Source organism: Streptococcus sp. NLN76 (genome assembly GCF_015686645.1).
Classification (GTDB): Bacteria; Bacillota; Bacilli; order Lactobacillales; family Streptococcaceae; genus Streptococcus.
The window spans coordinates 20425-33566 of the sequence record NZ_JADPMS010000005.1 but is presented as its reverse complement, the minus strand read 5'-3'; the positions used below and the strand labels follow the sequence as shown (position 1 = coordinate 33566).

Here is a 13142-nt window from a genome sequence, read left to right as displayed (position 1 = left end):
ATTTCCCTCCGTTCCCTACTATACAAGAAGAGATTAAAATCGTCAATCTGTTTTTTTGAATTTTACGGAAATAGATCATTCGAAAGTGATAATGTCTTAAGTAAATCGAATATGAAAATGTCCTCTGTGTTACTATAAAAAACGAGCTGCTGTAAAATTAGAGAGATCCTTACGTCATGTAAGCAAGAAAAAGCCCTTGGAGTGTAAACACTCTAGGGCTTTTAAGCTTATTTAATAAAAGCGTTAATCTCAGCTTCAATAGCAGTGATTTTTGCTTCAGCGTCTTCATTGGATTGGCCAACGACTGCTAGGTAGAATTTAATTTTTGGTTCGGTACCTGAAGGGCGAACTGCAATCCAAGATCCGTCTTCCAAGGTATATTTGAGAACATCACTTGGAGGTGTTGTAAGAGCAGTAACTTGATCTTGTGCATCTGTTGCGGTTAATTCTTTGAAGTCTTCTGTTAGAACAACTGGGCTTTGGTTGAAGCTGTTTGGAGCTTGTTCACGGAATTTACTCATGATGGCTTTAATCTGAGTAGCTCCGTCGACACCAGAAAGGGTAACAGAGATTGTTTTCTCAGCATAGTAGCCGTATTCTTTGTAGATTTCTTCGATTCCATCTGCTAGGGTTAAGCCACGGGAACGGAAGTAGGCAGCGATTTCAGCTACGATGAGAACAGCTTGAATGGCATCTTTATCACGAACAAACGGTTTGATGAGGTAACCGAAGCTTTCTTCAAATCCAAAGAGGTAGGTGTGGCTACCAGTATCTTCAAATTCTTGAATCTTTTCAGCAATAAATTTGAATCCGGTCAAGACATTGAACATAGTAGCGCCATAGCTTTCGGCAATTTTAGTCACCAAGTCTGTGGACACAATGGATTTAGCCAAGGCCGCATTGCTTGGAAGGGTGCCAGCAGATTTGTGAGCTTCCAAGATATATTTAGCGATGAGGGCACCGATTTGGTTACCAGAAAGGTTTTTATAGGAACCGTCTGCTTGTAAGACTTCAACACCAAGACGGTCTGCATCTGGGTCTGTAGCGATCAATACATCCGCACCTACTTCACGTCCCAATTCTTCCGCAAGGGCAAAGGCTGCTTGACTTTCAGGGTTTGGAGATTTAACGGTAGAGAAGTCAGGGTCAGCTGTTAGCTGGCTTTCAACTAATTGTACGGAATCAAATCCTGCTTGGGCAAGGGCACGACGAGCCAACATTTCACCAGTTCCGTGAAGTGGGGTATAGACAATCTTCATGTCTTTACCATACTCTTCAATCAACTCAGGATTGATGGTAACTGTTTGAACTTCTTTGAGGTATTCTGCATCGACTGCTTCCCCAATGATCTCAATGAGATTGCTTGCTTGAGCAGCTTCTACATCTGCAACTTCAATGCTAAACGGATCTGAGATTTCACGGATGAAATCGGTTAGGGCATCCGCATCTGCAGGTGGCATTTGTCCACCATCTTCTCCATAAACCTTGTAACCGTTAAAAGGTGCAGGGTTGTGTGAAGCGGTGATCATGATTCCAGAGAAGGCGTTGAGGTGGCGAACTGCGAAGGACAATTCCGGAGTTGGACGAAGACTTTCAAAAACATAAGATTTGATGCCATGCTGGGCCAGAACAGCGGCAGATTCCATCGCAAACTCAGGAGAGAAGTGACGGCTATCATAGGCAATGGCTACACCACGCGCCTTGAATTCTTCCCCTTTGCTTTCAATCAGACGAGCTAAACCTTCTGTTGCCTGACGCACAACAAAGATATTGATGCGGTTCGTACCAGCTCCGATAATACCACGCATACCCGCAGTACCGAACTCTAGATTGGTATAAAAGGCATCTTCTTTTTGCTTGTCATCCATAGCTTCCAATTCTTCGCGGAGGTAAGCTGGAAGGTTTTCTTGTTCAAGCCAGTTTTGGTAAGATTCTAAATAGGTCATACTATAATCTCCTTTTGTTATATTCGGAATCGCTTACATTATAGCACTTTTTTAATTTTTTTTCAAAATAGGAAAAGCAGCAGCTGTGATAAATCCTGCTAGTGCCATTTCCGCTAAAGAGTTGGTTGTGAGAATGGCGGCTAAGAAAGTTTGCAAGTTCCCTTGGTAAATTGACGGAAATAGCAAGAAAATTCCTGAAAGTACAAAGAAGGTATTGGTTAAGGAACCAAGAACACCCGCTAGCCCCAATCCCAAACGGTTGGGAATCCAGCGATAGACAAAGGAAGGGAAGAGACCAATCAGGATGCGAGGGACAAAAGCAATCATCAAAGATGCCCAGCTTCCATTCTCAACAAAGGGGGTAAAGAGATAACTTGTGGGTTGAATAAAGAGGGTATTGTTGATCATGGAGATAAGCCCCATAAAAAATCCAAGAATCATTCCGGTTTTAGGACCATAGCGAATGGAGCCGATAATGACAGGGATATGAATCAAGGTCGGGCGAATGACAAAGGGGAGGACATTGAAGATAAGCCCGCTGAGCCATTGAATCACCAGCATGGCAGCTAGGAAAATGGCGAGAACGGCAGTTGTATTTGATCTATGCAAGGTCAAGAATCTCCTTTACACTTTCTAAAATAGCTGGAATTTCGGCCAGAGCACCGACACCGCGATCTCCACAGGCTAGAATGGATTCCCGAGGTGAGACAAGTTGGTAACCGTAGTCATGTAAGGTCTCAAGATTCTTTTGGGTTGCCGGATGCAGGTACATATTGGTGTTCATGGCCGGAGCCAGCAACTTTGGAGTCGTAGGCGGCAGGGCCAAGGCTGTAGCTGTTACGATGTTATCTGCAAGACCATTGGCTAATTTAGCCAGGGTATTGGCTGAAGCAGGGGCAACGAGGAATAGGTCTGTTTCCTTAGCTAATTGAATATGATTGACCTTGGCTGGGTCTGGTTCCACCATGGTGTCCAAATGGACAGGATGTTTGGAAAGAACTTGCAAGGTTAAGGGTGTTATGAAGGCTTGTGCAGATTCAGTCATCAGCACATGAACTTGGTGACCATATTTGCCTAATTGACTGACCAAATCAGCGGCTTTATAGGCGGAGATGCTGCCGGTCACGGCTAGAGTAATGGTGGCCATGCTAGGAATCCTTTCTAATATACTTTTTTAGTTTATCTTTTGTTACTGTGTTAACTCGTCTTACCGTACTTCAGTACTGTCTACGACTCGTTGCCTTGTACTAAAAGTAAACTAAAAGACTATAATTTTCATTGACTTTCAAAATCAAACATTGTCAAGCCTCTTCGATGAACTTTTTGAGTGCGTACCTTGCACGCCTTATCGATAATATTCAACAGGTCTCCCAGACCAGTTAAACGAACTTCATTGGCTTTCTCGTCATTTTTTTAAAATTCGTCAAGTGTTCTGATTTTGAATGTTGTTAAGTATGAAATCAAGTAGTTTCTGAGCGATTTCTTGCTTGGTTTTGGCTTGCTCAATGGAATCAGGCCCCACTAAAAAGGCTGGGTGCTGGTCTTGGTCAATCTGGGATAGATCGTTGGCGACAATCAAGTCGGCTCGGTTTTTCTCCAAGGAGGCCCGTGCCACAGAAATCAGTTCCTCTGGATTGACAGAAACCAGTAGTTTGAAACCGATCAAGCGTAGGTCGGGATTCCAGTCCTTTACTTTTTGAATGAGTTTAGGTGTTTTCTCCAAGAAAATCACTTGATGGTCAGCTTTGGATGAATGTTTTCCCTCTTTTTGCTCTGACTCCAAAAACCGTTGAAGATTAGCTGCTTCTTGAATTTTTTCCAAAGGGACCATCTGCAGAGGACGATAGTCTGAAACAGCCATGCTATGAATAAGAACCTGATGCTGGGGAACCTGGTCTTGAAGGGCTCCTTCTAGGTCCTTGGTTGTTTGAATAAGAATTTGCTGGAGCTTTGGATGTGCTGAAGGCTTGACAGCGTTTTGCGTTGTTAGCAACGTTACTGAAAAACCAGCTTCCAAAAAAGCTTGGGCAATCTGAGCGCCTAAGCGACCAGTCGATTGATTGGTAATGGCCCGAACCTGATCGATAGGCTCACTCGTTCCGCCGGATGTGATTAAAATTTTCATATCCTCATTATACACCTTTTACTGTATAATGAGGAGTGAAGAGGAGGATTGCTCATGAAAACGGATATTCAAATTGCACAAGAAAGTTCCTTGAAACCAATCACAGAGATTGCAGCTAGCCTAGGTTTAGAGGCTCAATCAATTGAACAATATGGTCCCTATAAGGGAAAAATTTCCTATGAAACACTTTCCCGTTTGAAAAAAGAAAAGGCTGGTAAATTGATACTGGTGACAGCTATCAATCCGACTCCAGCTGGAGAAGGGAAATCAACTGTAACCATTGGACTGGCAGATAGCCTGACTGCTGCTGGTCATAAAACCATGATTGCACTCCGAGAGCCGTCCCTCGGTCCAGTCATGGGCTTGAAAGGAGGAGCAGCGGGTGGGGGATACGCTCAAGTATTACCCATGGAGGATATTAACCTCCATTTCACAGGGGATATGCATGCCTTGACCTCTGCTCATAATACCTTATCAGCTCTGATTGATAACCACCTTCATCAGGGGAATGACTTAGAATTGGATCCAAGTCGCATTGTTTGGAAGCGTGTCCTAGATATCAATGATCGGAGCTTGCGTCAGATTGTGATTGGACTGGGAGGTCCTATCAATGGCCAGCCAAGAGAAGATGGCTTTGACATTACCGTTGCCAGTGAGATGATGGCCATTCTTTGTTTGGCGCGTGATCTTCAAGATTTGGAACAGCGATTAGCCAATATTTTAATTGGTTATAAACGAGATGGGAGTCCTGTCTTTGTGAAGGATTTGGGGGTTGAAGGGGCTTTAACCCTTTTGCTAAAAGATGCTTTAAAGCCAAATTTGGTCCAAACCATTTATGGTACTCCAGCACTGGTTCATGGAGGTCCTTTCGCCAATATTGCCCACGGATGTAATTCGGTGGTGGCTACGGAAACTGCACTGTCCTTGGCGGATATTACTGTAACTGAAGCTGGATTTGGAGCTGATTTAGGGGCTGAAAAATTCTTAGACATCAAGGTCCCCCATCTACGGAAGGCTCCAGATGCGATTGTGGTTGTTGCTACCATTCGGGCCCTTAAGATGCATGGTGGTCTATCTAAACAGGAATTAACCCAGGAAGATTTGCCAGCCCTGGAAGCAGGATTTGCCAATCTCCAGCATCACGTTCAGACTCTGGCCTCAACTGGGAAACCTGTTGTTGTTGCTCTCAATCGCTTCTCTGGAGATACTAGTGCAGAGTTGGATCTAATGAAGCACCTCTGCCTAGAAGCCACCATCCCTCTTGCCCTCACAGAAGTTTGGGAAAAAGGGCCTCAAGGAGGCCAAGAGTTGGTTGAAGCCCTTCTACCTTACTTGTCAGAAGAAAAGAGCTTTACCCCTTATTACGACCGTCAGGGAAGTTTTATGGAAAAAATTGAATCGTTAGTTCAAAAGGCTTATGGAGCACAAGGTGTGGACCTAGCTCCTAAAGCGTTCAAGCAACTGAAGGAATTCCAGCTTCAGGGCTGGGATCACTTCCCTATTTGCATGGCTAAAACACCTTATTCCCTATCAGATGATCCAAAACTAGGAGGACGACCTCAAGATTTCCGAATTACCATCCGTGAATTTCAGGTCCGTCACGGTGCAGGATTTATCGTGGCCTTGGCTGGAAGTGTCTTAACGATGCCAGGCTTACCTAAGCAGCCAGCAGCATTGAAAATGGGCTTGGATGAGGACGGTAACGTTTTCGGTCTTTTCTAGAAAGTTGACAAAACGGTTTCAATTTGCTAGAATGAAACTATGCGATGAGTCGATTTGTAACGGTAACGTTGCACATTGAAGCAGAGGAGGTCATATCGCAGGAGCGGACCTTGATGAGTTGTGTGAACCGGCTCATCACACGGAAGTGCCTTTCGGATCCCTCCTCTTTTTGAGTGAGGGATTTTTTGTAAGGAAATGGAGGAATCATATGCAAGTCATTAAACGTGATGGACAAGTAACCGAATTTAACCCAGAGAAAATCTACCAGGCTATCTTAAAAGCAGCCCAATCTGTTTTTGTCTTGGACGACTCTTTGCGGCAAAATTTAGCACAGGTAACCAAGAAAGTGGTTATGGATTTGGAAGAAGCCAAGGTTGAAAAAGCAACGATTAGTATGATTCAGTCCATGGTTGAAAATCGTCTTTTAGATGCAGGTTACATTAACATTGCTGAGCATTATATTTCCTACCGATTGCAGCGGGATTTAGAGCGAAATGGCTATGAAGACCGCATCAGCGTGCATCTTAAATTTGAACAATTAAAATAAAAGGACTTGATTTCTAGCAGTTATTAGCGTAAAATGAACTTGCTTACATAGAATAAACCAAGGCAAAGGGGCCTGATTCCAATCGCGATGAAGCGATACAATTTGGAACGGGTTCCCTTTGCCTTTTTTAGGAGTAAACGATGAAAAAAATAATGTTTATCGGGCCAGTTGGTGTGGGGAAAACGAGTTTAACCCAACGCCTGCATGGCTTAGACTTGGATTACCAAAAAACTCAGGTGGTTCAATATCATGAAGATATTATTGATACACCGGGCGAATTTCTTCAACACCGACAGTATTATAATGCTTTAAATGTAACAGCTATGCAGGCGGATGTTATTGGCTTGATGCTGGATGCTAGCAAGGAAGAACAGTTCTTCCCACAAGGTTTTTCCAATTTATTTACCAAGGAGATGATCGGCCTGATTACCAAAATGGATCTGAGTGAAGAGGGGCAAGCTGTGGACTGGGCCCATCGTCAGCTCCACGAGGCGGGGTGCCAAAGAGTTTTTGAACTTTCAGCAGTAGACGATCGCGGTTTAACGGACCTTTTAGAATTTTTACAGGAGGAATAAGATGCAATTATATACAAAAACAGGTGATAAGGGCCTTACAAAATTAGTAGGTGGGCAAAGTGTTGCCAAAGATTCGGAACGGGTGCAGGCGTATGGGACGATTGATGAATTGAATTCTTGGATTGGTTACTTGATGTGTGATCTGAGTCAGGAGGATGTGCTCCGTGAAGAATTATTGGAGCTGCAGCATTATTTGTTTGATTGTGGATCTGATTTATCGACCCCACAGGGTGTTTATCCATATAAAGTGGACCAAAGTCTTGTGGATTGGATTGAGTCAAAAATTGACCTTTATGCCCCCATCCCCCCTGAGTTAGAAACCTTTATTCTACCAGGTGGCCATCCACTGGCTGCTTCCTTACACGTCGCTCGGACAATTGCCCGTCGAGCAGAACGTCATATTGTAGCGGCTATGTGGTCTACGGATATTAACCAAGAGGTGTTGATTTTTGTAAACCGCTTATCCGATTACTTTTTTGCCCTTGCTCGTTTTGTCAATTACCAAATGGGAGTAAAAGACATTCCTTATGAACGCGGAAGTAAGGTTTTTCATGCCATTACTAAGGAAGATGTGGAACGTTGGTCTAAAAAAGCATAGGAAAAGAGGTCGCTTGGCGACCTCTTGTTTTGTTTTCTGAAAGCTTGGCTACGCCATTGTAGTCATTCACTAAGCATCCTCGATTAGTACGAGCTTCCAAAAGACTTGAACTGCTATAAGCAGTTGGACAAAGTCCAAGAAATGAATGGTACTAATCGTAGAATGAAAATGAATCTTATTCATGAGGCCGAAGCTTTACATCGAAACCCGACTTCTACTAAAACTTAGATTCAAAGATCTGACTTAAAGCTAGGCTTATCACAGTGGCGGGACCGTGTTGGATTTACACCAAACTTCCATGAGTCTAAGAGTACATTATCAATTTCTTCTGACTTAAGTCTACCTTTTTTATGAGAAAAAAGCAAGGGAAAAGGAAAGCGATTCCCAAAAAGTTTGTATTTGAAATCAGTCATTTCATATTCTTGTTTTGTAAGCGTTTTTGTGCTAAACTATTTGTGAAGTACAATGGTGTACATAGAAACCAATCAAGCAATGAAGCTGCAGAAGAGGCGACAACGGTGATGTTTAGTCTTTTCGTGCGGCTTATTTTTGTACAAAAGGAGAAACTATGTATAGGATTCATTACAAAACAGAACTGGTAATTGGAACCAATGCGTTAGAGGAATTAAGAAGCTTTCAAAATCAGGGGATTTTGATGGTCGCGGATCCTTTTTTAGAAAAGACGGGGCAGTTGGAGTATGTGAAAAACCACCTGGATTCTTCGAATCGAGTAACTATTTTTACGGAAGTTTGTCCCGACCCCCCTATTGAAGTGATTGTAGCTGGGATTCAGTCTAGCCAGGAGCAAACGATCGACATTATTTTAGCAATCGGTGGTGGTTCTGCCTTGGATGCTGCGAAAGCCATTTATTACTTTGGTAAGAAAGAGGGAGGGTTCCAAGAAGTTACCTTGATTGCTATTCCAACAACTAGTGGAACAGGATCTGAAGTGACAGATTTTTCGGTGATTACAGATGCTGACTTGGGACGGAAGTATCCAATTGTGGACCGTGAATTACTTCCTGACCTTGCCATTCTGGATGCCAATTTGGTACGCAGTTTGCCGCGGCAGATTACTGCAGATACTGGTATAGATGTTCTAACCCATGTTTTGGAGGCTTATGTTTCGACACAGGCCACTGATTTTTCTGATGCTCTGGTTGAAAAAACAGTTCAATTAGTGTTTGAGTACCTCCCCAAAGCCTACCGGAATGGGCAAGATATGGAAGCTCGTGAAAAGATGCACATTGCTTCAACCATGGCGGGCATGGCTTTTAATACGACTTCGTTAGGGATTGTCCATAGTTTGTCACATGCATCTGGTGCTGTCTTCCATATTCCACATGGTCGCATGAATAGCATCCTTTTACCGAAGGTTATCGCCTATAATGCAGGTTTAGAAGGTGCAAGGATTGGGAATCAACAACTAGAGGTGGCAAAGCGTTACCAGCAACTTGCTCGCATTCTGGGTTGTTCAGCCCCAAATCCAGCTCAAGGTGTGAAGCAATTACTGGATAAGCTGAGACAGTTGCAACGGAAACTGGACTTGCCTGAAACTTTAGCAGCTTACGGGATTGATCAGCCGTTATTTGAAAGGGAAAAAGAATCCATTGCTGAGTCTGCTTTAAAAGATCCCTGCACAGTGACAAATCCTCGTCAGCCCTCGGTATCGGATTTAGCTACTATTCTATCTACTAGTTATAGAGAATAATTTGGCAAAATGATAAAATATCAGTATAATAAAATAAGGAGAAGAGATGACAGAAAAACAAAGGATGATTCAGGAATATGTTCCTGGTAAGCAAGTCACCCTAGCCCATTTGATTGCGAATCCCGATCCCGTTATTTTTGAAAAACTAGGTCTCCAAGCAAAAGATCGGGGTGCTATTGGCATTTTAACAATTACTCCCAGCGAAGCTGCTATTATCGCTGTTGATTTAGCAACGAAAGCTGCTGGTGTTGAAATTGGGTTTGTCGATCGCTTTAGCGGTTCTGTAGTGATGACGGGAGATGTAGCTTCTGTAGAAACGGCCCTTGCAGCTGTACTGGATGGGTTGCATCTAATCCTAGGATTTTCTGGAACAACCGTTACCAAGACCTAGTAGTAAGTGAGTGGAAAACATGAAAAGTAAAATCGTAATCGTCGATGATGACCCCATTGTTCGTTTAGATATTCGTCATATCTTAGAATCTGGAGATTACCAAGTTGTAGCCGAAGCCAAAGACGGCTTTGAGGCTATAGAAGTGTGTCAAAAATTTCATCCTGACCTCGTCTTGATGGATATCCAACTCCCTTTATTAGATGGTTTGACAGCCAGTAAAAAAATTCTTGATGACCGCTTGGCCTATAGTGTTATGTTACTTTCTGGTTTTAGCGACGATCAATACATTCAAAAAGCCAAGAAATATGGAACTAGTGCCTATTTAATTAAGCCTTTAGATGCCAAATCGCTGATTCCTATGATTGAAGTTTGTTTGGAAAAAGGAAGAGAAACCTATGCTTTGAAAGATGAAACGGATAAGCTCAGTAAAAAAATTGAGGATCGGATTATCATTGAAAAAGCCAAAGGGATGCTGATGTATAAAGAAAATCTGACAGAGCCAGAAGCCTTTAAACAAATTCGTTCCATAAGTATGCAAAAAAGGGTTCCTATGATTGAAATCGCAAAATTACTCTTGTTACATGATGAACTATAAAGAAAAAATACGAGAGCTCTGTTCCCAGCAAACAGATTTAAGTCCAATGGCTATCGAATATCTTGTGGAACAGGCCAGCCAACTGGAAACAGGTGACACCTATTCTCATCAGGACGTTTTTATTGACGTTCGTAGTTTGGCACAACCCAATCAAGCCTTGGTCATTTACCATAAACGTCCACAAAAGCAACGGAGTCTTTATCGAGAGGATGTTGTGGGGGATGTTGCAGATTTACGAGATGAACCTGGGGTTATTCGAACCTTGGAAACTGGCTTAGCCTCAGTCGGTTTGACGGCTATGTCTCAAGAAGGAGCCGTGATTTACCAGACAGTCTTTCCTTTAGTATGGGAAAAAGAAGTGGTTGGAACGTTGATCATTGAAATGGCACCACCGTCTCTTTCTTCTTCTATCTCACCAACAGAAAAGCCAGTTCTTGATTGGGAGCAGGATTTACCGGCTAACTTTTTGGAACAACTGGATAATCAAATTTTTGTGTTTGATCCTCAAGGGACCTTGGTTTATGCTAATGCCAAGGCTAGGGAATTATATGCAGGTCGATTAGGTTATCGAGATCAATTAGAAGGTATGCACTATGATAATTTGGTGCTGGATACCCTGTCTTATCAAGAAGCCCTAGCAAGGGCTCGACTCGAAAAAAATGAAATTGACCAAGTACGGGTGCCTTATGGCGGTTATTTTTTCCAGTTAAAACGGCAACTATTGACAAACGGATACTTGCTAATGGAATGTCGAGATGTAACGGAAATTCGCAACTTGGAGCGGGAGCTACAGGAACAAAAGGTTTTAGTGAGGGAGATGAACCATCGGGTTAAAAATAATCTTCAAACCTTGGTTTCGCTCCTTAGACTGCAAGCCTATCAGACAGATAAAATGGATGTTAAGGAGGCCTTGGAAGAAAGCGTCCATCGTATTCTTTCAGTGGCTAGCATTCATGACTTACTCAGTCATAAGAAAGGACAGAAACTTCCATTAGCTCCTCTTTTGGAACAAGTTTTGACAACTGTTCGTCGCTCCTTTGGCCAAGATTTTATTCAGGTCCAGAGTCAAGTTGATGCGGACTGTGAATTAGATGCGAGTCGGGCTACAGCCTTGGCTCTGATTGCGAATGAAATCCTACAAAATTCATTCAAACATGCTTTTCATGTTAAGAAGAAAAATGCAACTGTAGGCTTGCATCTCACAAAAAAAAATGGTATCATTAGAGTATTGATAACTGACAATGGTAGCGGTTACAATACGAGGCGTCGCTATTCCCAAGGTCATCTTGGCCTGGTCTTAGTCGAACGTTTTGTCCAAGATAAATTGTCTGGAAGATTGGATGTACAATCAGGTTCAAATGGAACACGGACAAGTATATTATTTCATGAATAAACATTTTTTCTACAAAGAAGTGGAAGAATACAAGCAATGACGCTTAAAGACTAGGGTTCTATTGGTGCCTAGTTCTTTAAGCGTCTTTTTTTGGAGGTCTTCATGTCAGAAAAAATCCTAAGTGTTGGTTTGGATATTGGGACTGCCACAACTCAATTAGTCCTCTCTCAACTCACGATTGAAAATATTGCATCGGTTTTTACGATTCCTCGCATCTATATTACAGACAAGAAGGTTCTGCATAAGAGTGATATTATCTTTACCCCTCTTGCCGATCATAAACTAATTTTGGTTGACGATATTAAAAATTTTCTTCAAAAAGAATATCAAAAAGCTGGGATTCAAAAGAGCGATATTCAGATGGGAGCTGTGATTATTACCGGTGAATCTGCTCGAAAGGAAAACGCAAGTCAAGTCCTGCAAGCATTGAGTGGTTACGCTGGCGATTTTGTAGTCGCAACCGCAGGTCCTGATCTAGAAAGTATAATTGCTGGAAAGGGTGCTTGTAGCCATCTCTACTCACAAAAGCACCATACGTCGGTTGTTAACATTGATATTGGAGGGGGAACATCTAATTACGCCTTGTTCCGTGAGGGAGATATTCAGGATACGGCCTGCTTTGATATAGGCGGAAGGCTTTTAAAAGTTGATGACTCAAACAAGATTTGCTACATTGCACCAAAATTGCAAGTGATTATCCAAAATGAAAACCTGGATTTGTCTTTAGGTCAACTTGTTCATCGGCAACATTTGGATAGACTGATTACGATACTTGTTGATGTGATGGAACAATCCTTAGGTTTACCGAAGAACAGTCCCTATTTTGAACTTTTGGTGACCAATCATGCGCTAAAGGAAGGGCAAGACATTGCTTGTGTGTCCTTCTCAGGAGGAGTTGCTGATGCCATTGCAGTAGCTGACAAGGAGGTAGACGATTTTCTTTATGGGGATATTGGAATTTTACTGGGCAGAGCCATTCGACAATCGGCCATATTCCGAGAAAAACAGGTCATTCAATCTGCCGAAACCATTCGGGCAACAGTTGTAGGAGCTGGTAGTCATACGACTGATGTTAGTGGAAGTACCATTACTTATATTGACCGTATCCTTCCTTTGAAAAACCTACCTGTCTTAAAACTATCTGCCAGCGATGAAGAGCTTGAAAGTGAGGCTTTGGCAGAGATGATAGCCCAGAAATCAGAGTGGTTTCAATTGGAAAATGAAGTCCAACAAATCGCTTTGGCTTTCTCAGGTAAACGAAGTCCTAGTTTCCTAGAGGTTGAGGCTTATGCGGATGCGATTGTGTCAGGGATGAAGACGAGTATTCAAAAAGGATATCCGCTCTTAGTCATTCTCCAAGAAGACATGGCAAAAGTACTGGGACAATGCCTTTATACACGCCTACCTGCCGACTATCCCTTTGTTTGCATTGATTCCGTGGATGTTCAAAATGGCGATTATATCGACATTGGACAACCGCTTGTGGAGGGGTCTGTCCTTCCAATCGTTGTCAAAACCTTAGTATTTGATTCCTAAAGG

The 13142-nt window shown here is 42.6% G+C and carries 13 protein-coding genes and 1 riboswitch; of the genes, 9 read left to right on the top strand and 4 right to left on the bottom strand.

Features of this window, described 5'->3' with window-relative positions; genetic code table 11:
* Positions 1-227 precede the first annotated feature (227 nt).
* The 4 genes from I1A59_RS01780 to I1A59_RS01765 form a co-directional block, all read right to left on the bottom strand.
* Positions 228-1946 carry a phospho-sugar mutase gene (locus I1A59_RS01780; protein ID WP_196091114.1) on the bottom strand — a complete coding sequence of 573 codons (1719 nt, stop codon included), beginning with the start codon at positions 1944-1946 and terminating at the stop codon, positions 228-230.
* Between the two features lie 51 nt (positions 1947-1997).
* The gene (locus I1A59_RS01775; RefSeq protein ID WP_196091113.1) at positions 1998-2561 is read right to left on the bottom strand and encodes an ECF transporter S component; all 564 of its coding nucleotides are present in this window, start codon (positions 2559-2561) and stop codon (positions 1998-2000) included.
* Positions 2548-3093, bottom strand: coding sequence for a phosphopantothenoylcysteine decarboxylase (gene coaC, locus I1A59_RS01770; RefSeq protein ID WP_196091112.1), 546 nt, complete (start codon positions 3091-3093; stop codon positions 2548-2550). Before coaC ends, I1A59_RS01775 begins: the two co-directional genes overlap by 14 nt.
* A gap of 276 nt (positions 3094-3369) precedes the next feature.
* A complete protein-coding gene (locus tag I1A59_RS01765; RefSeq protein ID WP_196091111.1) occupies positions 3370-4071 on the bottom strand; it encodes a phosphopantothenate--cysteine ligase in 702 nt (233 codons plus the stop codon).
* A 54-nt stretch (positions 4072-4125) separates the two neighbouring features.
* Here I1A59_RS01765 and I1A59_RS01760 point away from each other — a divergent pair, with 54 nt between their 5' ends.
* From I1A59_RS01760 to eutA, 9 genes are all read left to right on the top strand, one after another.
* Entirely contained in the window at positions 4126-5793 is a 1668-nt protein-coding gene (locus tag I1A59_RS01760) for a formate--tetrahydrofolate ligase (protein WP_196091110.1), read from the top strand.
* A gap of 208 nt (positions 5794-6001) precedes the next feature.
* Positions 6002-6340, top strand: a complete 339-nt coding sequence (locus tag I1A59_RS01755) for an ATP cone domain-containing protein (protein WP_196091109.1) — start codon at positions 6002-6004, stop codon at positions 6338-6340.
* A 140-nt stretch (positions 6341-6480) separates the two neighbouring features.
* Entirely contained in the window at positions 6481-6915 is a 435-nt protein-coding gene (locus tag I1A59_RS01750; protein ID WP_196091108.1) for a EutP/PduV family microcompartment system protein, read from the top strand.
* Position 6916: 1 nt separating this feature from the next.
* Positions 6917-7513, top strand: a complete 597-nt coding sequence (locus I1A59_RS01745; protein ID WP_196091107.1) for a cob(I)yrinic acid a,c-diamide adenosyltransferase — start codon at positions 6917-6919, stop codon at positions 7511-7513.
* Between the two features lie 180 nt (positions 7514-7693).
* Positions 7694-7837, bottom strand: a riboswitch (adenosylcobalamin (AdoCbl) riboswitch).
* A 244-nt stretch (positions 7838-8081) separates the two neighbouring features.
* Positions 8082-9224, top strand: a complete 1143-nt coding sequence (locus I1A59_RS01740; protein WP_196091106.1) for a 1-propanol dehydrogenase PduQ — start codon at positions 8082-8084, stop codon at positions 9222-9224.
* Between the two features lie 46 nt (positions 9225-9270).
* Complete coding sequence (locus I1A59_RS01735; protein ID WP_196091105.1) at positions 9271-9615, top strand: BMC domain-containing protein; 345 nt, start codon at positions 9271-9273, stop codon at positions 9613-9615.
* A gap of 19 nt (positions 9616-9634) precedes the next feature.
* Positions 9635-10210, top strand: a complete 576-nt coding sequence (locus I1A59_RS01730; protein ID WP_196091104.1) for a response regulator — start codon at positions 9635-9637, stop codon at positions 10208-10210.
* Entirely contained in the window at positions 10197-11603 is a 1407-nt protein-coding gene (locus tag I1A59_RS01725; RefSeq protein ID WP_348769633.1) for a histidine kinase N-terminal domain-containing protein, read from the top strand. Before I1A59_RS01730 ends, I1A59_RS01725 begins: the two co-directional genes overlap by 14 nt.
* A 102-nt stretch (positions 11604-11705) precedes the next feature.
* Positions 11706-13139, top strand: coding sequence for an ethanolamine ammonia-lyase reactivating factor EutA (gene eutA / locus I1A59_RS01720; RefSeq protein ID WP_196091102.1), 1434 nt, complete (start codon positions 11706-11708; stop codon positions 13137-13139).
* Positions 13140-13142 lie beyond the last annotated feature (3 nt).

Bases quoted from the DNA above. Each gene is read 5' to 3' on its own strand.
- I1A59_RS01755 (WP_196091109.1), top strand. From the start codon at position 6,002: ATGCAAGTCATTAAACGTGATGGACAAGTAACCGAATTTAACCCAGAG.
- I1A59_RS01780 (WP_196091114.1), bottom strand. From the start codon at position 1,946: ATGACCTATTTAGAATCTTACCAAAACTGGCTTGAACAAGAAAACCTT.
- I1A59_RS01765 (WP_196091111.1), bottom strand. From the start codon at position 4,071: ATGAAAATTTTAATCACATCCGGCGGAACGAGTGAGCCTATCGATCAG.
- I1A59_RS01735 (WP_196091105.1), top strand. From the start codon at position 9,271: ATGACAGAAAAACAAAGGATGATTCAGGAATATGTTCCTGGTAAGCAA.
- I1A59_RS01750 (WP_196091108.1), top strand. From the start codon at position 6,481: ATGAAAAAAATAATGTTTATCGGGCCAGTTGGTGTGGGGAAAACGAGT.
- I1A59_RS01740 (WP_196091106.1), top strand. From the start codon at position 8,082: ATGTATAGGATTCATTACAAAACAGAACTGGTAATTGGAACCAATGCG.
- coaC (WP_196091112.1), bottom strand. From the start codon at position 3,093: ATGGCCACCATTACTCTAGCCGTGACCGGCAGCATCTCCGCCTATAAA.
- I1A59_RS01730 (WP_196091104.1), top strand. From the start codon at position 9,635: ATGAAAAGTAAAATCGTAATCGTCGATGATGACCCCATTGTTCGTTTA.
- I1A59_RS01725 (WP_348769633.1), top strand. From the start codon at position 10,197: ATGATGAACTATAAAGAAAAAATACGAGAGCTCTGTTCCCAGCAAACA.
- I1A59_RS01745 (WP_196091107.1), top strand. From the start codon at position 6,917: ATGCAATTATATACAAAAACAGGTGATAAGGGCCTTACAAAATTAGTA.
- I1A59_RS01760 (WP_196091110.1), top strand. From the start codon at position 4,126: ATGAAAACGGATATTCAAATTGCACAAGAAAGTTCCTTGAAACCAATC.
- eutA (WP_196091102.1), top strand. From the start codon at position 11,706: ATGTCAGAAAAAATCCTAAGTGTTGGTTTGGATATTGGGACTGCCACA.